The organism is Puia sp., assembly GCF_035546395.1.
Taxonomy (GTDB): Bacteria; Bacteroidota; Bacteroidia; order Chitinophagales; family Chitinophagaceae; genus Puia.
Map to the genome: position 1 here is coordinate 301,593 of NZ_DASZXR010000002.1, position 20,312 is coordinate 321,904.

The following is a 20,312-nucleotide window of genomic DNA, read 5'->3' on the forward strand; positions in this document are numbered from 1 at the left end:
CCGTGCAAGCCCTCGAATCATATTTCAGCCCCTTTCGCCGCAACATCCTCGGCCAGGACCAGTGCATCGACACAAACCACGGCAGTAAACCCCTCGTATACGCCGACTGGACGGCCGCAGGTCGCGCCTATATGCCCATCGAACAATATCTTCAAAGTGATATCCTTCCCCTCTTCGCCAATACCCATACCGAGACAACGCACACCGCCAAAGCCACCACAAAAGCCTATGAAGCCGCCAAAAGAACCATAAAGACCCATGTCAATGCAAACGAGAACGACGCCCTCCTCTTCTGCGGCAGCGGCGCCACCGCCGCCGTCAACAAGCTCCAGCGCATTCTCGGCCTCCGTTTTCCCGAACGTCTCACCCAATATGCCGGCCCCATCACCATCCGCGAAGCCGGCCGCCCCATCGTATTCGTCACCCATATGGAACACCACAGCAACCACATCAGCTGGCTCGAGACCATCGCCACAGTAGAGACCATCCGCCCCGGCGAAGACGGAACACCCGATCTCAACCATCTCCAACACCTCCTGGGAAAATATAAAGCCCGCCACACAAAGATCGCCGCGATCACCGCCTGCTCCAACGTCACCGGCATCGAAACCCCCTACCACGAGATAGCAAAGACAATGCACGAACACAAGGGTCTCTGCTTCGTCGACTTCGCCGCCTCCGCACCCTATGTCGCCATCGACATGCACCCCTCAAAAACAGGCGCCCACCTCGACGCGATCTATTTCTCCGGTCACAAGTTCCTCGGCGGCCCGGGTACCCCGGGTATCCTGATCTTCAACAAAGAACTCTACCAAAATACCGTTCCCGATCACCCCGGCGGCGGAACGATCCTCTATAGCAATCCCTGGCAGGAACACGACTACTTCGCAGACATCGAGACCCGGGAAGACGGGGGCACCCCGCCAATTCTGCAAGCCATAAAGGCAGCCGCCTGCATCCGCCTTAAAGAAGAAATGGGCATCCAAAACATCCGCGCCCGTGAGAACGAAATGCTCGAAACCCTCTTCCCCCGCCTCGCGGCTCTCCCCGGCATCACCCTCCTCGAACCCAAAAACCAGGACCGCCTCGCGATCCTCTCTTTCTGCGTCAAAGACACTCACCACGATACCGTCGTCAAGCACCTCAACGACCACCACGGCATCCAAACGCGCGGCGGCTGCAGCTGCGCCGGCCCCTACGGCCATTACCTCCTGCACATCGACCTCGACCGCTCCCACGCCATCCGTCAACGACTCGAAGCCGGCGATACAAACAGCAAGCCCGGTTGGGTCCGTCTCTCCCTGCACCCCACCATGACAACTGCCGAGCTCGGGCACATCGCCGATGCCATCGAATCCCTCGCCCTCCTCCGCTAAAAGTCGTAACTTCCGGTAATGCCCGCCAACCGGTAAAAACCACCGCCCGCGCCCCCGGCATCCCCACCCCCGACTACTCCAACGGTCAACGACCTCGGCACGCCCTGTATCTATTATGGCACCGAACAGGGGTTCACCGGCGCCGGCAGCGACAACGCCATGCGCGAAGCAATGTTCGACAAGAACACCCCCGGGCTCAACCTCCTGAACCCGGCCTGTACAATTTACCAGGAAATAGCAAAGATCGCCGCGGTCATGCGCAGCTCGGAACCGCTGCGCTTCGGCCGGATGTACTACCGCAGCGCCTTTCATCAGCCCGGCGACACACTGAATTCTCTCTACGGTGGAGTAGGAGGGGTCCCCGTCCGACAAGGCCCCGCCGGTGTCTTCATCCAGCTCCACCTCGATGGTCAGCAATTCGTTATTTTGGAATAACCCTCAATAACGCCTTCAATCTCAAATCTCTCGAGGAGGCCCCTATCAACAGTTGGTATTCGCCTGTTTCAACCCCGCGCCGCAGATCCTTGTCGAGCGAAGCGAGAACACCAGGCCCAATCACCCAGCTCACCTCCATAGACTCCCCCTTCCGCAAATGCACCCGCTTCCATCCCTTCAGCGCAATCACCGGCCTCGCCACCGACGCCACCGTCTCCCGCAGATACAACTGCACCACCTCATCCCCATCACGATCGCCGTCATTCGTCACCCGGCAACGCAACACCGCCGAATCCCCAACCCCCATCGAAGACTTGTCAAGCGTCAGCCCCGAATAAGTGAAATGCGTATAGCTCATTCCATATCCAAACGGGAACAGCGGCAACCCGCTCAGGTTATAATAGTCATCCCCACGCCCCGTCGGCGTATGGTTGTACACCCAGGGCAGCTGCGCCTCCGAGATCGGGAAACTGATCGGCAACCGGCCGCCCGGATCGGCATCCCCAAACAAGACATCCGCCACCGCATGCCCCCCTTCCTCCCCCGGATACCACACGTCCAGTACGCCCGGCACCTTATCCAGCCAGTTATTCATCGTTATCGCACTGCCACCCACCAACACCACCACCACGGGCTTATGCAGGGCCGCCACCAGTTTGATCAGCGCTTCTTCCTTCTCCGGCAACGCCAGCGAAGCCCTGTCCTGGAACTCCCCTTCATGGATTCCTACCACGGCCACGATAACATCGGCTTCCATCGCCGCTTCAATCGTTGACTCCATTACCATAGGCTCCGGATACTTCCACCACACCAATTTCAACTGCGCATTACCTACCGGCTCATTGAATTCCACCCGGATCGCATATTCCTGACCGGGCCGCAATTCAGTATTAATCAACTCCGTATGATAGGATTGCTTTACCCAATGGTCGGCGACAAGGCTATCATCCACCCACAACCGGTATCCATCATCGCCGTCAAGACCCAACACGTAAATGCCCTCCTTCGGCGCCCGCACCACGCCCGTCCATCGCGCACTGTAGAAATCATGTCCAAGGGAAGAATCCGGCATCCCCAGCGTCCACTGAAAATTGATATTCGCATCCACCCGCTTGACAGCCGGTGCGCCGCTAAGCGTCAAATTCGCAAAATATTCCGCATTCAACCCATGCGTCGAAGAACCCGGACCCGTAAACAAATTCTCCCCCGGCACCACCGTCCACTTCCGGTCCATCGGCCCCGCACCCCGCGTATAGGTCACCTTCACGCCCGCTCCCGCCCGCTCCTTAATTCCCTCAAGGATCGACACTTTATGATTGCCCGGACCACTATATCCGCCCAGCCGGGCCGTAACCGCATCTTCCCCGATCACCGCGATCGACCGGTACTTCGAAGACAACGGCAGCACCCCGGCATTCTTCAACAACACCATCGACTCCCTCGCCGCCTGCCGCGCCAGTGCCCGGTTCCCACTCGTATCGCCCCAAACGCGAACATCCGCATCCGTGACATAAGGATGATCGAAAAGCCCCAGTTCAAACTTCGCCCTCAACACCCGGCTCACCGCATCGTCGATCCGCGCCTTATCGATCCCCCCATCCAAAAAAGGAGGTATAAACAATTTCGCATGATCCATAGAGGTCTGAAACGCCACATCCATCCCCGCATTCACGGCCTGCTGCTCTGAGGTCGGCACATCCGGCGACGTAAAGTGCAACACATTGGCGCCGCCCACGGCGTTGGCGTCCGAGATCACAAAGCCGGTGAAGCCCCAGTCCCCCTTCAATTTCTTAGTCAGCAGCCATTTATTCTGCGACGCCGGCGTACCGTCGATCGCATTGTAAGCAGTCATCACCGACCGCGATCCACCCTGCTGAAAACACGCGATAAAAGGCGGGAAATACACCTCATCCAACAGCCGTTCATTATAATAGATGGGATAGCTGTCCCTCCCGCCATCCCCCACATTCGCAATAAAATGCTTCGGCGTCGTCACGATCCCGCTTCGCTCAAACGGATTCACAAACGCCACCGCCATCGCCGAGGTCAGCAACGGGTCCTCGCCATACGTTTCCTCCACCCGGCCCCAGCGCGGATCATTCGCGATATTGATCACCGGCGAAAGCACCTGCCGGATCCCCCGCTGCCTTGCCTCACCCGCAATAGACTGCGCCACCCTTCTCATCAACGCCGTATCCCAGGTGGCCGCCAGCGCGATCGACGCCGGGTACATCGTCGCCCCGCCCCGCACCACGCCATGCAACGCCTCATCGAACGCGATCATCGGGATACCCAGCCGCGACTTTTCGACAAAGAAATGCTGCAAGCCATTGATCTTCGCACGTAAGGTAGCCGCATCATCCTTTACATTATAGTCCAGCAGTTGAGCGGCTCCCTTCCGCTGCGCCGCACTCACCTGGAACCCGAACAGCCCACTACGATACCGCTCCTCCTCGCCCGCCGGGATCTCCCCGGGGATCATAAACAGCTGGAAGAATTTTTCCTCCGGGCTCATCCGCGAAAGCAGGTCGGAAACCCTTCTTTCAATGGGCTGCGTAGAATCTTTATAAACGGGAAGTTTCTGGGAAAAAGCGGCGCCGCATAACACGGTCATCGCTAAAATCATCATCGCTCTAATCATAGCCCGAATATACCCACTATCTTTGAATCATTGTCCAGCTCCAACACATACGACATTATCATCATCGGTCTCGGCGCCAACGGCGCCGCCGCGCTCTATCATCTTGCTAAAACCAACAAAAAGATTTTAGGTCTCGACCGCTTCCATCCTCCCCATCAAAAAGGCTCCTCCCACGGCGAAAGCCGCATCATCCGCCAGGCCTATCACGAAAGCCCGCTCTACGTCCCCCTCGTCAAAGCAGCCTATCCCCTCTGGACCGAGCTGGAACAGGCCAGCGGCAACACCCTCTTCCAAAAGACGGGCGGCCTCCTTCTCGGCGCCCCCGACACCACCGTCGTCCAGGGCGCAAGGTTGAGCGCGATCACCCACGATATCCCCTTCGAATGGCTCGAAGCCACGGCCATCCGCAACCGCTTTCCCGCTTTCAAACCCACCCCCGGCACCGTCGGCGTGCTCGAAAAAGAAGCCGGCATCCTCTTCCCCGAAGAATGCATCCGGGCCTTTCTCCACCAGGCCGCAATACAAGGCGCAACGATCCACACCGGCGAACCCGTGACCAGCATCACCCCGCAAAATGACATGATCACCGTCACCACCCCGACCACGACCTATCATACAGAGAAATGTATCGTTTCCGTGGGCGCCTGGCTCAATACCCTCCTGCCGGAATTACAACTCCCGCTGGCCATTCACCGCCAACCGCTGTTCTGGTTTCGGAACACGAACGATCAATTCGGGCCCGGAAAAATGCCGATCTTCATCTGGGAATATGAAAAGGAAAAGATGTTCTATGGCTTCCCCGACCTCGGCAACGGCGCCAAACTCGCCCCCCACCATGGCGGCCGCCCAATCGACCCCGACGATCTCAAAAATGACAGCACAGAAAAAGAGATCGGCGCCATCGCTATCCTCGCAAAAGAATATCTCGACTTCGACCCCGTCTTCGATCACGCCACCGTCTGCATGTACACCAACACCCCCGATGAACATTTCATCATCGATCACCACCCCCTCCACCCCAATATCATCGTCGCCAGCCCCTGCTCCGGCCACGGCTTCAAATTCAGCAGCCTCACCGGCCAGATCCTCGCCAACCTCGCCCTCGAAAAAAAGAATGACTTCGACCTCAGCCCCTTCGCAATTCGCAGGGCGGCTCTATCTCTCCACTAGCCCCCTCACATCCTCGCCAACCCGCTCCTCCCTTCCATCGGCATTCAACAATTCCAACTTCACTCCCTTCAACCGTATCCCCTCCACATGCCGCAGATACAACCCCCAGCAAGGCAACTCCCCAAACATCGAAAATTCAGGATAATCCCCCGCCTTCTCCGGCAGCGGCACCAACTCCAGCCCGCGAACCCCTCCTCCCGGATACTGCACCCGCACATTCTCCAACACCACATCCTCCACCGGGTGCCCCGCCAACCCCGCAATCACCGAAGGCAACACATTCCGTATCCCCGGCGCCACCGGCCCCTCCATGGGATAACCCGCATCGGGCTTCCCGGCCGGAACAACCACATCGACATCCGCGATCCTGATCCCGCGAACCAGGCTATAGACCGAATCCCTGTTCCGATGACCCAGTCGGATAAACAAGGCATTCCCTGTATTTGTCGCCCGGACCCCCTGAATATCCACATCCGTCATCTTTCCCCCATCCACCGCCTCCAGGGCTATCGCCGACCTGTACGTATCATAAACCCGGATATCCCGCACCGTGACCCGGTGGAACCCACCCCGGCTCGCCGTCCCGAACTTCAGCGCACTGGCGCTACTCCGGATCGTGCAATGCGCAATATAGATGTCTGCACAGCTGTCCTGCCGGTCCTCCGACTTCAGACAGATGCCGTCGTCATCGGCATTAAAAGAACTATTCGTCACCCGCACCTGCTTGCAATCGACGATATCGATGCCGTCATTGTTCCAGAAAGTATTGCTCTCCACCCGGATACTATCGACCACCAGGTTCGAACAACTCTTATAATCCTGCACCCAGTCCAGCCCGTTCTTCAACGTGATCCCCCGGATACTCACCCCATCGCAATTTTGGAAGAAGATCATCTTCGGCCTGTTTTCCTCCGCCGGCCGCACCTGCCCCCACGGATTCGGCGTCTGCCATTCCCCATCCTTGATCTGCCCGTCTTTGATCCGCTCATACAGGTCCTTTAGCAAGGCATCCCCACGTCCATCGATCACACCCCGGCCTTCGATCCCGATATTCCGCGCTCCATGAGCCTGGATCAGCGGCATCGCATTCCCCGATCCATAATCCATCCGGTGCGTACTCGCAAGCAATACCGCCCCCGAATCCAAGCGCAACACGACCCCGCTCCGCATCGTCAGGACGCCCGTTACAAACCGGCCCGCCGGCACCGACACCCTGCCACCGCCAACACCAGCCGCCGCATCGATCGCCGCCTGTATGGCTTTCGTATTGTCCCGCTGCCCATCTCCGACCGCTCCAAAACGCGTGATGTCATAATCCCCCCAGGCCGCACCCATCTCCTTCCGATATTTCGCATACATCTTCTTCACCACTGCCACCGCGTCCCCGACCGGCGCCACCGGGTAGTCCTTATGTGATCGAACCCAACTCCACTCCCAATCCCGGATCGCCGCATCAAAACCCGCAAAGTCCGGCTCCCGGCCCTCACGCCGCGCCGCCCGCAAAAAAGAAAAATATTTCTCCCATCTTACCTTATAAAAATCATTCAACAACCCACTCCACTGCCTGTTCGCATACTCATGCAACGGGCTGTTCTTATCCCCCCACAACGTGATCAGGTCCCGCGCATTCTGCTCATACAAATTCTTCTCCGCCGGCGTCACTCCCTTCCTCCGCGCATCCGCCAGCCAGGGGCCCAAAAGAAAATCCTTCTGCGTCGCCAGCAAGGCGTCCAAATCCCTGATCAGGCCGATAAACGCGGCACTCCATTTATCAAAACCCGCCATATCCCCCGCCCGCCACGCCGCAACCCACCTCCGCTGCAACACATCCCCATAGTTGGCCATCACCTGCCTCGTCATATCCACCAGGTCAAACCGATACCCCTCCGTCGTCGCATCACACTTCAAAAAAAGATCCCACGCCGGTAACAGATCCCCCGGCGCATAATTCAGCAACGTCCTCGTCCAAACGGTAGTCGAATCCATCGTCGGCCTCCCAGTCACAATACTCTCCGCCCCATCCCGGATCAGCTTCCCATTATACACCGTCCGCCGCAATACCTGCCAGGCCTCAACAGCCGCCTCCGACGAAACTCCATATCGATTCAAAACATACTGCGGCAACCACGAATCCACATCCACCGGCTCCCCCTGCCACGCCTGCTGCATCGTCAACTCATAAAGCACCGGGTTCGTCGCAATCCCCTCCATCGTCAGTCCGATCCCCTCCATCTTCCCCGACGCCGGATCGCCCAGCGCCGCCGCCGGCCCGGACGCCACCCCATCCATCCGCCCAAAAAGATTCACATTACCCCCGAAATTATTCAGCATACACCAAACCCACGGCTTATGATAAAAAGCCTGCGTCCGCTTCCACACCGGCTCGATCTCCGCCGCCAGGTCCAACAACAACATCGAGGTATCCGGCACCGCATTCAGCAACGCCTCGACCTGCGGCGCCTGCCAGAAGGTCCGGTCACTATAGAACAACCACCCCTGCATCACCCACACCGCCGCCGGATCGGCCCGCCTCATCCCCTCATACACCTTCGCACTCAGCCCGGCCAAAAAACCCGGATCGTTCGATGGCGGCTCATTCTCATTAAAAGTATCGGCCGAATAGAAATGATCGGTCCCGAACAATGCAGTCTGCTCGTCCAGGAATCGTTTCCCCAATGAAGCAAACAAGGTATCCCGCGCATCGAGGATATACACATCCCCAAACCCATTCTTCCAGTTCGTCGCCTTACACGGAGCCTCAGGAAAGCGCCTGCGGAACGCCGCCGGCACATGCCCCGTAAAAGCCGGCAACACCGGTCTCATCCCCAATTCCCGCTCCCGCGCAAGGATCTTCTTCTGCAAGGCGGCCTGCCCCTCCATCCAATGCAAGGGTAGGGGACCGCCCCACCCATCGAGGTTGCCCATCCAGAACCACGAGAAATACGCCGGCCCGCAAAAAAAATCCCGGAGGTCCCCATCCGTAAAACCCATCTTCCGGTACACCCGGTACCAGGTATATTCCTCCCCCGTGATCGCCAGCGGCAGATTGATCCCATGCAACGCCATCCAGTCTATTTCCCGCTGCCACCGCCGCCAATCCCACCACGCCATCGAATAGTTGAACGTACAATAATTGAGATAATACCGGTACCGGTAAGGCGACATCCGCCGCATCGTCCGCTCCACAACCGGCAAGTCCGCGGGCAACCGCAGGTTGTCTCCGTTCCAGGTCACCTGGCAATGACAATACTCCGTCAGGTAGAAATACAACGCGGAAGCCACGGCCACTCCGTCATTCCCTCTCAGCACGACGCGCCCGTCCCGGGACTCCACTTCGAAAACGTCGTTACCGCGATCGGCACCCAATCCCTCAACCGCAAACATCGCCGCCCGCTGCGGCACCACCCGCCCGATCAACGCCCTCGCCGCCGGAACCCAGGACGCCGTCGAAATCGTCTGCGCCTGCGCTACCTGGCAGCAGACGATCAATAAAAAAAACAAATTCTTCATAATAAAAAAGGGCCCCGAAGGGGCCCATATTGCAAATTACAAAAATTAATAACCCGGATTCTGCTTCAACGCCGGATTCACCGCCAACGCCGAGGTCGGTATGGGAAAGATCCGATGATTCACATCCGCATCCGTCTTGAACCCCCAGGCCCCCTCGAACTTCCCAAAACGGATCATATCGTTCCGATGCCAGCCCTCCCACGCAAATTCCCTGATCCGCTCATTGTACACGGAGTCCAGGGTAATGGAAGACCAGGCCGCCGACGTCGTCCGCTGAGCCCGGACCATATTGGCCAGCGAAAGCGCATCCTGTCCCCCCGTTGCCGCTCCGCCACGCAAAATGGCCTCGGCCTTCATCAGCAGGATATCCGAATAACGGAATACGGGGATGTCGTTGTTCTGATTCCGGGTAGTCGAGGTCGAGTCCGGGTAGAACTTCAGATTCCGGTATCCCATGTTCCATCCTATCTCATCATTACCCACATCAAACGGGAAGGCCGTGTTGCGCAATACGATATCGGGGGTCAGGTTCACCTGGTAAGTGTAGGGAGCAGAACCGTCGGAACCACTGTAGGTGAAGTCATACCCGCTCTTGGTGGTCGTGACCGTCACCGGCGTCCCATCGTGCCTGGTTTGCAGGCCGGTGAGCCATTGATTATTGCGCACATCTCCCGGATCGTTAAAATACGCATAGAAGGTCTTCAGCGTCGAAGCAGGACCATCCGTATGGAAGGGAACCGACCAGACGTTATAACCCGCCCCGGCTGCCACCTGGCTCATCGACCGGGGGATATCATAACGGGAATGGATGTTCACCGACCGGAAAGGAAAGGTATTGGTGAACGTGGGATCGTAGGGAATGGCAAATACGAATTCCTTGCATTGAGGCCCGTTGTTGTATGCAAACTGCGAGAAATAGCTGCCCATAGACTGCAGCGAATACAGGCCGGAATTGATCACATTGTCGCAGGCCGCGATACAATCGTTGTAACGGGCCGTGCCGGTATAGTACTCGGCATTGAGGTACAGCTTTGCCAGCAACGCGTAGGCCATGTACTTATTGGGCCGGCCGTATTGGGTGGAGGCTACCGACGAATTCAGGTCCGGCAGGGCGGCCTTTATCTCCGATTCGATAAAACTGAACACCTGCGCCCGGGCCACATTGGTGTGTGGTGTAAAGTCTCCATATACGGTGTCGATAGGCACATTGCCATAGTTGTCCATCATAAAGAAATAGGCCAGGGCCCGGACGGTCCTGACCTCCGCCAGCCAGGTGGCCTTGGTGGCCGCCGTGCCGGTCGCGGCCTTAAGAATGGAAGTGATCTGATTGCACTCGCCGATGATCGTCGAAAGCCAGGTCCAGTTGCCATTGACATAGCCGTTGTCCTTGGTCCAGCTATGATAGTGCATCTGCTGGTTTTGCGCACCGTCATACCAGTTGCCGCCTCGTGCCGGCATGATGCCTTCGTCCGTGCTATAACTCTGCTGAAAGAAAAATTCAACGCCATAGTTTCCTCGCAACGCGACATAAACGGGACCCACCACCTGGTTATACTGCGTAGAATCCTGCGGAAATGAACTGGGGGACAATTCCGATGTGATGGGCTGATTGAGCTTATGACACGATGCGATCAGGGCTCCCAGCAGCACCGGCAATATGATATAAGAAAGTAATTTTTTCATACGAATCCTTTTGATTAGTCGGTTAAATTTAGAAGGAAGCATTCAGGCCGAACAGGAACTGCCTGGTTTTGGGATAGAAATTGTTGTAGTCGATCCCCGGGGAGATACCACCCTGGTTGATCTCGGGATCGACGCCTTTATATCCCGTGATGACAAAGAGATTGTTCACGGAGGCATAGAGCCGCAGAGACTTCACATACTCACCGATGCCCTTGAAATTATATCCCAGTGTGGCATTATCGAAGCGGAGATAGGACCCGTTCTCGATGAATCGTGAAGAATACGTATAGGCCGTGGCATTGTTGATGGATTCGCCGGCCACTTCCTTCAGGATATTCGTGTATTGCGCCGTCGTCGGCCGGAACAGATCGGCCCGGGTTGCATTGAAGATCTTTACCCCGAACGTGCCCCGTAAAAAGACCGTCAGATCGAAATTCCCATATCGCACCTTGTTCGACCAGCCCAGGATAAGCCTCGGCTGCGCGTCGCCTGCATAGTGATAATCGGTACCGATCACCGGGGTAGTAGTGACCTTGCCGTCGCCGGACAGGTATTGGGAGACCCCGGTGGAGCTCTTACCGGTGTATTGGGGGGTGAAGAACTCGCCCAGCGGCTTGCCTGCCTTCAGTATCTGCAGCGTACTGCCGGACTGCCCGCCCCCTTCGGGGTCGGACAACCGAACGGAATCGCCACCCGCGAACAACGGATTCGTAAGGCTGGTGATCTTATTGGTGTTGTGCGCCAGGTTGAGGCTGGAAGACCAGCCGAGATTTCGCTTGCTGATCACCTCGGCAGTCACGCCCAATTCGATGCCTTTATTGTTCATGCTTCCGCCATTCGCATAGATGGAGCCCGCAGGGACGAGGATAGGATCCACCTTGTAACTGTAGATCATCCCTGTCGTATTCTTATTGTACACATCCACCGTCACGAGCAGCCTGTTGTGCAGGAGCCCGAGATCGACGCCGATGTCCGTAGTCGCAGTCTTCTCCCAACGGAGGTTGGGATTGGACGCCTGGATCGGACCGTAGGCCGCCACATTCGACCCGCCATAATAAAAAGTACCGTTGTTGCCGGAAAGGAACTGCGCCGTATAGGCATTGAATCCGGTGGAGTTGCCCGTGACGCCATAACTGCCCCGCAATTTAAATTCGCTGAACAGGTTCTGGTTCAGCATAAAATTCTCCTGGCTGACGCGCCACGCCGCACCGACGGAAGGGAAATAACCCCATTGTTTGTTGGCGCCGAATACAGAGCTGCCGTCCCGCCGGATCGAACCTTGCAGCAGGTATTTGTCCTTGTAGTTATAGTTCACCCGGCCAAAATCGGAGATGAGCCGCGTTTTGGAATACAGCCCGTCATTACCCAGGCTTATCTGGTAGCCGGTGAGTCCATAAGGGTTGCTGAGCGCAAGGTTATCATAGGAAATGCTGTTCACGGGGAAATTGGCCGTAGTCACCGTGAAGCCCTGGTTGGTCACCTGGTCCTGGTAGGAGTAACCGACAACGGCGTTGATGGTATGGCTACCGAACTTGCCGTCCCAGGTCACGAAATTCTCCAGTGTCTTGGTAATATTCTGGTAGGAACTCCGCGTCGCCTGGCCGTTCTTGCCGAAGGTCTGTTGGGTGTGACCCGCCAGCCCCGGATCGGGGTTGTCGTACATATTGGTGTACTTGCTCGTAAAATAACTGTCCAGGAATTCCCCTTGCAGACTCGAATAGTTCTGATACGAGAGGTTCAGATTGTACTTCAGTCCGAAGGGGAGCCTGGCCTCCGTAAAGAAGCTCGCCCCCAAATTATTATACTTGGTGTTCAGCGAGCTGTGGTTCATCATGGCCACCGGGTTGTAATAGTTGGAATGGTTGAAGTCCTCGAAATAGCTGCCGTCTGCATTCTTCACAGGCGACACCGGCAGGTACAGCGCGGATTGCAGCAACACTACATTCCGGTATGCGATATCGTCAGCACTGCTGTTGGAGTTGGTGACATTGAAATTGAATTTCAGCCTGTCCTTCAACGCATACTGCTCGACGGCCAGCCGCCCGATGATGCGCTGAAGATTGCTGCCCTGCAGGATACCCTCCTTATTCGCATAATTGAGACTGGCAATATAGTTGCCATGTTCGCTCCCCCCGCTGACGGAAATATTGTGGTTGGTGGAAGCGGCCGAGTTCCGCTCGATCGACTTCTGCCAGTCGGTATTGGCTCCCAGGTCGTCGGTGGGCGACAAGGCCATATTGTTCTTGGTGACGAAGGCTCTTAATTCCGTCGCACTCATCATGCTCAGCTGGTTGGACACCTTTTCGAGCCCGGCATAGCCGCCGTAAGTGACCTGCGCCTGGCCGGCCTTGCCTTTCCGCGTGGTCACCATGATCACGCCATTGGCGGCGCGGTTACCATAGATAGCAGTTGCCGCCGCATCCTTGAGGATGTCGATGGAGACGATATCGTTGGGCGCAATCAGCGAAATATCCGCCCCCGGTACCCCGTCGATGACATAATAAGGGGTCTGGCTGCTGTTCAGCGTGGAGGCTCCGCGAAGAATAACCGCCGCAGGCTTGTTGGGATCGCCACTGGCCGTAATATTCAGCCCCGGAACCTTGCCCTGCAACAACTGACCGACATCGGTGATCGCCCCGGCGTTCAGGTCATCGCTCTTAACGGTGCTGATGGCGCTCGAAAGGTTCCTCCGCGTCTGCCGGCCGTAACCGATCACCGCGATCTCATTCAACGCCGTACTGGACTCGGCAAGGCTCACCTCGATCGTCTCCTGGTCCGCCACCTTCACCTCCTTGCTCTCATATCCCACATAGGAAAAGACCAGTACATCGCCTTTGCGCACGGTGATCGTAAACTCACCCTTCTCATCGGTCGTCGTTCCCTTACGCGTCGCTTTCACCGTCACGCTCACACCGCTCAACGCCTTGCCGCCGGCCGTGAGGACCTTCCCCCTGATCGTTGCCAGGGGGACCGGCGCCTCATCCACCGACTCCCGCGCCCGGATCACCACCGTCCGCTCGACGATGACATACTCGAAAGGCTGATGCTCGAAACATTTTCGTAAAACGCTGTCCAACGAGGCATCCCGCAATTGCAGGGTGACCTTCGACGCATTGGCAAGATGCCGGCTGGGGTACCAGAAGGAATACCCGCTCTGCCGCTCGATCTCCTTGAAAACCTTCTCCAGCGGCGCCTCATGGACCGACAACGTAATCGTTTGTGAGAAGCCGCCCGCAGACACCTCCAGACAGGCCGCAAGCAGAAGGAAAGCCGTCAGTTTCATTACAAGCAAGGTTTTGGTCCTGATTTTGCAATACGCAATCAGATTCATAATTTTAGTTGTTTGGGTTAACAAATAAGCAGTGCTTCGAACGCTTGTTTATGGAAAGCTTAACTCAACATCCGCCGGGGACGGGCCAACGTTCCCGGTTTTTGTTTTCGTTAATTAGATCGTACTACAATTTTCTTATTCTCTGCCTCCAATCTTACTCCGCTGATATTCAATATTTTCAACACACCGGCAAGACTGGTGTTCCTCGGTATCCGTCCTGTAAACCGGTCAGAAGACATTTTTCCCGCGTAAACCACCTCCACATCATACCACCGCGCGATCTGCCGCAAAATTTCCGGTACATCCGCCTCCTCGAACCCAAAGGCCCCGCTCTTCCAGGCCACCACCTGCTCCAGGTCCGCCAACTCCCGCTTCTTCAGTCCCATCGCCGAACCGACCGCCTGCTGTAAGGGCTTCAACACCACATTCTCATCGCCCCGAACCACCCGCACGCCGCCATCGACGAGCGTAGTCCGCGCATCCGGCTCATCCGCATACCCATTGACGTTAAATTCGGTACCCAGCACCTCTATTTCCTGGCTTCCACCCGCAGCGCCCTCCACGGAAACCCGGAACGGCTGCTGCGCGTTTTGCGCCACCTGGAAATAGGCCTCGCCCCGGATCTCCACCCGCCGCTCAGTTCCCATAAAGGCCGTCGGGTACCTTATCGAAGAACCGGCATTCAACCATACCTTCGTCCCATCCTGCAATTCCAGCCGGTACTGCCCGCCCTTGGGCGTCGTCAGCCGGTTGTACACCACCGCCCCCGTCCCGCCGGCTCCTCCCGCCCCCTCAACGGCCGTGTACTTCAATCCCTCAACCCCCGTCTTCACCACCTCCGCACCGCCCTGCCGGCGGATACCCCCCGAGCCCGTACTGTCAAGCACCACCTGGGAACCGTCCCCCAGTTCCAACACCGCCTTATCACTCCCCGGCAAGACATCCCCCGCCGGCGCCCTGCGCACAACCGTCACCACCGGCACACTGGCCTTCGACCCCTGAAAGGCAAAATAACCTCCTCCCGTCGCCAGCACCAGCACAGCCGCAGCCACCGCCACCCGGCGCCAGGACATCTTCCGGACCACCGCCTGGGAGCCCATCGCCCGCCGGATATCCTCCGGCATCCCCTTTTTCAATTGTTGGAAAACCCGGGCCTGCCCGGGATCGAGCACAAGCTCTGAATCGTCAAAGGTCTCGAACCACTCGAACAGCCGATCCCGCTCTTCCGGCGTGATCGTGCCATTCATCCATTTCTCGCTCAACTCCTCCATCTCCCGGGAATAAGGTTTCTGCGTCATGGTGCCTTTTTCTTTACATAGCCCCATAACAAATCCCCATCCCTTAGTCCGAAAGAAAAAAATCAAAAGAAAATCGTAAACAAATGGGAGAGCCCCATTTTTAACTTCCGAAGCGCATTGGCCAAATGGGCCTCCACCGTCTTCTCGGCAATCCCAAGTTTCGAAGCAATTTGCTTTTGCGTATACCCCTTATCCCTGCTCAGCTGGAAAATGATCCGGCATTTCTCGGGCAGCGCCCGAACCTGCTCAGCCAGCTGGGATTGCAATTCCCGGGCATCGACCTGCTCCAACACATCCTCCACCGACTCATCCCATCCTCGCAAGGCCTGCTCCTGCAACCGCTGCCGCCGGCTCCGTTTCGCCAGCCGCTTCAGGACTTCGTATTTCACCGCCACCGAAAGATAGGTATTCAAGGTATGCTCGAGGACCAGCTCCTCCCGCCGCTTCCAAAGATTGCAAAACACCTCCTGAACCACCTCCCGGGCCTCCTCAACTTCCCCAAGGCGATGCAGGGCCACGGCCATCAGCCGGTCCCAATACCGCCGGTAAAGACAACTGAAAGCCTCGGGCTCTCCCCGCTGAAGCAACTCCAGCAGCTCAGTGTCGGTATGGTGATCGCGAACGTTCATCGGCAAACAATTTCAACAAGGTTAAAAATAGAAAAAATTGTTCATATCGAACAACACCTGCATCACAACCGGACAGTTTCAACCGTTCGGATGAGAATAACCTCCTGTCAATGATACGCTTAAAAAAATGGCACCCAATTCGCCGCTCAAACCCCAAATCTCATCCCATGTTCCGCAACTATATCCACATCGCCTGGCGAAACCTCCTCCGGAATAAAGGCATCTCCGTCATCAACATCGGCGGCCTCGCCCTCGGCATCGCGAGCTCGATCATTCTTCTCAGCTATGTCACCTTTCAGCGCAGCTTCGACGGGCTAAACACCGCCAAAAAGGAAATATATCGGGTCAACCTGGATGTGATCCTAAGCGACCGGCTCGCCATCCATAGCGCCGAGAACTATTCCGCCCTCGGCCCTGCCCTCAAACACGACTTCCCCGAGATCGCCGACCAGGCCCGGCTCTATAACCTGGGGTATAAAAACAACTGCGTCTTCAGCTCCGGGAATAACTTCTTCAAGGAGACAAAATGGCTCTACGCCGACGCTTCCTTCCTCGACATCTTCACCATCCCCTTCCTCACCGGCGATCCGCACACCGCACTTGTCCAACCCTTTTCCGCGATCGTCAACGCGACCACCGCAAAAAAACTCTTTGGCCCCGACGGGGTCCGCCAGGCGATCGGCAAGCCGATCCAAATGACCGACGACGATCGCAACTCCGAGCTCTGCACCATCACCGGCGTATTCAACGACGTCCCCGATAACTCCCACCTGAAATTCAACATCCTCCTCTCTTACACCACCCTTGACCATCGGCGCCGGGGCGAATTGGAGCGTTTCGAAAGCAATTGGGACCGCAAAGACTTCTACACCTATATCCGCCTTCGCCCCGGGGTCGACCCGGTGCAACTGTCCTCCCGGCTACCCGACTTCATCCACCGCCATATCCCCGCTGAATCCAGCCGGGGCCAGGAAAGCCGCATCTCGCTCCAACCCCTGACCTCGATCCACCTCAGCCCCGGCCTCCAGGACGAACCCGAACCCACCGTCAATGGCAAAGCCATAAATTTCCTCACCGGCATCGCCTTCTTCATCATCTTCATCGCCTGGGTCAACTATATCAACCTCACCACCGCCAACTCGGTCTACCGCGCCAAAGAGATCGGCATCCGCAAAGTGCTCGGCTCAACCCGCACGAGGCTCATTAAACAATTCCTGGCCGAATCCATCGCCCTCAACACCCTCAGTGCCGCCCTCGCCGCCGCCGCAATCTATCTCAGCCAACCTCTGCTCCACGATTTCTTTTCCATTCGCCTCCCCCTGGCCTCCCTCTTTACAAATGGCTATGGAGGACTCTTCGGAGCCTTCCTCCTGTTGGGCACCTTCCTCTCGGGCCTGTATCCAGCCCTGGTCCTCTCCGCCTTCCGGCCCGTCCTCGTGCTAAAAGGAAAGCTCGCCTCTACGGCAAAAGGATTGACCCTCCGGCGCGGCCTGGTCGTATTTCAGTTCACTCTTTCCATTCTGCTGACCATCGGCACGGTCGTCGTCTACCAGCAGGTCCACTTTATGCTTCACCAGGATTTGGGAATAAAGGTCGACCAGGTCATGATCCTCGACCGCCCGGGCCGCTGGGATACCGCAAGGTCCACCCATAACGGGCTGGTCCAACGGTTCAAAGACGCAGCGATGCGGGACCCCGGCGTAAAAGCCATCGCTATGTCCGACGAAAAACCGGGCAAAGAAATTCGGTGGCCCTCTACCTTCTCTCTCATTGGCCCCGCACACCCCATTTCGGTCCCCATCAATACTACATTAATAGATGAAAATTATGTCCCCGGCCTGGGCCTCAAACTGCTGGCAGGACGCAATTTTTCAAAAGACTACAAGACCGACGGCCACTCACTGGTCCTCACGGCCTCCTCCACCTCCGTCCTGGGTTTTGCTCACCCCCCCGATGCCATCGGCAAGCCCATCCGGATGGATGGCGACGTCTATACCGTCATCGGTGTCGTCAACGACTTTCACCAGCTATCCCTGCAAACGCTGGAGACCCCGGCCGTATTCCAATTCGGCGGCGACGACCTCCGTCAATTCGAATACTACTACATCCGGCTGAACTCCACCGGCATCGGCCCAACCGTCGATCGCATCCGTACGGCCTGGACAAACAGCTTCCCCGATAACCCCTTCGAGTATACCTTCCTCGACGAAACGTTCAATACCCAGTATCAAAGCGAACTCCGCTTCGGCTACATCTTCGGCGTCTTCTCGGTCCTGGCCATTGGCATCGCCTGCATCGGACTTCTCGGCCTCGTAGCCTTCACGATCCGCCAGCGCACAAAAGAGATCGGCGTCCGTAAGGTACTCGGCGCCGGTACAAAGGATATCCTCATTCTGCTGGGAAAAGATTTCATCGGGCTGATCGCCCTGGCCAACGCCATCGCCTGGCCGCTGGGGTGGGGGATGATGAATAGCTGGCTCAAAGACTTCGCCTATCGCATCCAGATCGATTGGTTGGTTTTTGTGGGCTCCGGCCTCGCCGCACTCTCCATTGCCATGGCGGCTATCGCCTTCCAGGCGGTGCGAGCGGCCCTCGCCAACCCGATCAACTCCCTGCGAACGGAATAAAAATGCGGAACACACTCCCTTCACCGGGATGACTGCTCGCCTCGATCGTACCCCCATGCCGTTCCACGATCTTTTTGCAGAGGGAAAGCCCAAGACCCGTTCCCTCATACTGATCCTTGGGATGCAGCCGCGTAAAAGTCGAGAAGATATTCTTCGCATACGCCTGCGGGAAACCGATCCCGTTATCCCGCACCTCGATCTCCACCCATGGCCGTCCACCAGGACCACCGTTGCGGGTATAGGCAGTAATGACCACCCGGGCAGGAACACCCTTCCTCGCAAACTTCAACGAATTATTGATGAGATTATAAAAAAGTTGGTACAACAACATAGGCGCCCCATGCACAACCGGCAAATCATGCGTTTCGATCCGCGCCTCCTTCTGCTGGATCACCACCTCCAGGTCCGTAACGATCTGCCCGATCACCTCGGCCAGGTCCACCGCCGCATAATCCTCCTTCAGATTGGTCACCTTCGAATAGTTGAGAACGCCCTCGATCATCATGAACATCCGATCCGAAGCGCTGACGATCTTCTCCACGAAATGCCGGCCGGTCTCGGAAAGCTTCGATTCGGGATCGCGTAACAACCGGTCGGCAAAGAATCGCACCTTCCGCGTCGGCTCCTTCAGATCATGCGAAGCCACATGCGCAAATTGCAACAGGTCGTCATTGCTTCGCTGCAATTCCTTCGTCCGCTCGCTCACCACCTGCTCCAGTTGCTCCTCGCTTCTTCGCAAAACCTCCTCGGCCGCCTTCAGCTCGGAAATATCCCTCGTCGTACCGGCGATCGCGCTCACCTCGCCCCGCTCATCCAACACCGGCGCAAAAATATAATCGTAGATCCGCCGGCCCAGCTCCGCATGCGGAAAGGAGACCTCCCCCCGGATGGCTTTCTTCGTGGCCACCACCCTGTCGATCTCCCGCTCATGCATCTCCGCATGCCAGGGCTCATAACCCAACTCCAGCAATCCCCGCCCCCTGGACTCCTCCCAGCTTCGGCCCCACATCGCCAGCAACGCCTTGTTGGCAAAAATGAACTTATAGTTCAAATCGAAAACATAGATAAGATCCGGGGTACTGTCGGCAATCGCCTCATAGATCCGCCGCTGGCCTTCCATTTCATCTCGCGTCAGCTCCAACTCCCGCTCGATCTTCCTGGCCATCACCACCGGCAGCGCTTGCTGAAGACAGCTCACAAAGATCCCCTCTACACGGCCCAGTTCATCGGTCACCCCTTCGAAACAATAGGTCCAGGTCGTCGGCTCCGAATTCCAGGTCCGGGCAAGGGGGAAAAAGGCCTGCCCGCTACGCACCCCGGCCCCGCCGTTCCGAACCCCTTTGACAACCGGTAACAGCAGGGGAAGACACTCCGGGTATACGTCGCCGATCGGCAGACCGGTTGGAAAACTATTTTTTCTTCGTACGTCGAGATTCTCATTGAAGACGGAATTGTAAAAAAATCGGAGCTCATCCCCCCAAAGCAGGAATGCGGGGATCGGAACTTTCATCATCATCTGCTGCGCCGTCTGTAACGTGGACGGCAAAGGGGCCATGACTTGCATAAATAACGATTATCAGACCAAATTTGGGTATAATTTTCCCCAACTCTG

At 57.1% G+C, this 20,312-nt stretch carries 11 protein-coding genes; 4 read left to right on the top strand and 7 right to left on the bottom strand.

The window, feature by feature from the left end; genetic code table 11:
• The first annotated feature begins 2 nt into the window (after positions 1 to 2).
• Together VHE34_RS02380 and VHE34_RS02385 are read left to right on the top strand one after the other, a co-directional pair.
• Positions 3 to 1,376 carry an aminotransferase class V-fold PLP-dependent enzyme gene (locus tag VHE34_RS02380; protein ID WP_325584182.1) on the top strand — a complete coding sequence of 458 codons (1,374 nt, stop codon included), beginning with the start codon at positions 3 to 5 and terminating at the stop codon, positions 1,374 to 1,376.
• A gap of 159 nt (positions 1,377 to 1,535) precedes the next feature.
• Positions 1,536 to 1,811, top strand: a complete 276-nt coding sequence (locus tag VHE34_RS02385; RefSeq protein WP_325584184.1) for a hypothetical protein — start codon at positions 1,536 to 1,538, stop codon at positions 1,809 to 1,811.
• Here VHE34_RS02385 and VHE34_RS02390 read toward each other — a convergent pair.
• Entirely contained in the window at positions 1,798 to 4,452 is a 2,655-nt protein-coding gene (locus tag VHE34_RS02390; protein ID WP_325584186.1) for a glycoside hydrolase family 3 N-terminal domain-containing protein, read from the bottom strand. The genes VHE34_RS02385 and VHE34_RS02390 overlap by 14 nt on opposite strands.
• 30 nt (positions 4,453 to 4,482) lie before the next feature.
• Between VHE34_RS02390 and solA the strand changes: the two genes are divergently transcribed.
• Positions 4,483 to 5,622: an N-methyl-L-tryptophan oxidase gene (gene solA, locus VHE34_RS02395; protein ID WP_325584188.1), complete on the top strand. Its 1,140-nt coding sequence runs from the start codon at positions 4,483 to 4,485 to the stop codon at positions 5,620 to 5,622.
• Here the strand turns inward: solA and VHE34_RS02400 are convergent.
• The 5 genes from VHE34_RS02400 to VHE34_RS02420 form a co-directional block, all read right to left on the bottom strand.
• Positions 5,608 to 9,132, bottom strand: coding sequence for an alpha-N-acetylglucosaminidase TIM-barrel domain-containing protein (locus tag VHE34_RS02400; protein WP_325584190.1), 3,525 nt, complete (start codon positions 9,130 to 9,132; stop codon positions 5,608 to 5,610). The two genes, solA and VHE34_RS02400, sit on opposite strands and share 15 nt — an antisense overlap.
• Before the next feature lie 45 nt (positions 9,133 to 9,177).
• Positions 9,178 to 10,815, bottom strand: coding sequence for a RagB/SusD family nutrient uptake outer membrane protein (locus VHE34_RS02405; RefSeq protein ID WP_325584191.1), 1,638 nt, complete (start codon positions 10,813 to 10,815; stop codon positions 9,178 to 9,180).
• Positions 10,816 to 10,843: 28 nt separating this feature from the next.
• Positions 10,844 to 14,098, bottom strand: coding sequence for a TonB-dependent receptor (locus VHE34_RS02410; RefSeq protein ID WP_325584193.1), 3,255 nt, complete (start codon positions 14,096 to 14,098; stop codon positions 10,844 to 10,846).
• Between the two features lie 158 nt (positions 14,099 to 14,256).
• Positions 14,257 to 15,444, bottom strand: a complete 1,188-nt coding sequence (locus VHE34_RS02415) for a FecR family protein (RefSeq protein WP_325584195.1) — start codon at positions 15,442 to 15,444, stop codon at positions 14,257 to 14,259.
• A gap of 62 nt (positions 15,445 to 15,506) precedes the next feature.
• Entirely contained in the window at positions 15,507 to 16,073 is a 567-nt protein-coding gene (locus tag VHE34_RS02420; RefSeq protein WP_325584197.1) for an RNA polymerase sigma-70 factor, read from the bottom strand.
• Between the two features lie 167 nt (positions 16,074 to 16,240).
• Here VHE34_RS02420 and VHE34_RS02425 point away from each other — a divergent pair, with 167 nt between their 5' ends.
• On the top strand, positions 16,241 to 18,700 hold the full coding sequence (locus VHE34_RS02425; RefSeq protein WP_325584199.1) for an ABC transporter permease: 2,460 nt from the start codon (positions 16,241 to 16,243) through the stop codon (positions 18,698 to 18,700).
• Here the strand turns inward: VHE34_RS02425 and VHE34_RS02430 are convergent.
• Positions 18,678 to 20,264, bottom strand: a complete 1,587-nt coding sequence (locus tag VHE34_RS02430; RefSeq protein WP_325584201.1) for a sensor histidine kinase — start codon at positions 20,262 to 20,264, stop codon at positions 18,678 to 18,680. The genes VHE34_RS02425 and VHE34_RS02430 overlap by 23 nt on opposite strands.
• Between the last annotated feature and the right edge of the window lie 48 nt (positions 20,265 to 20,312).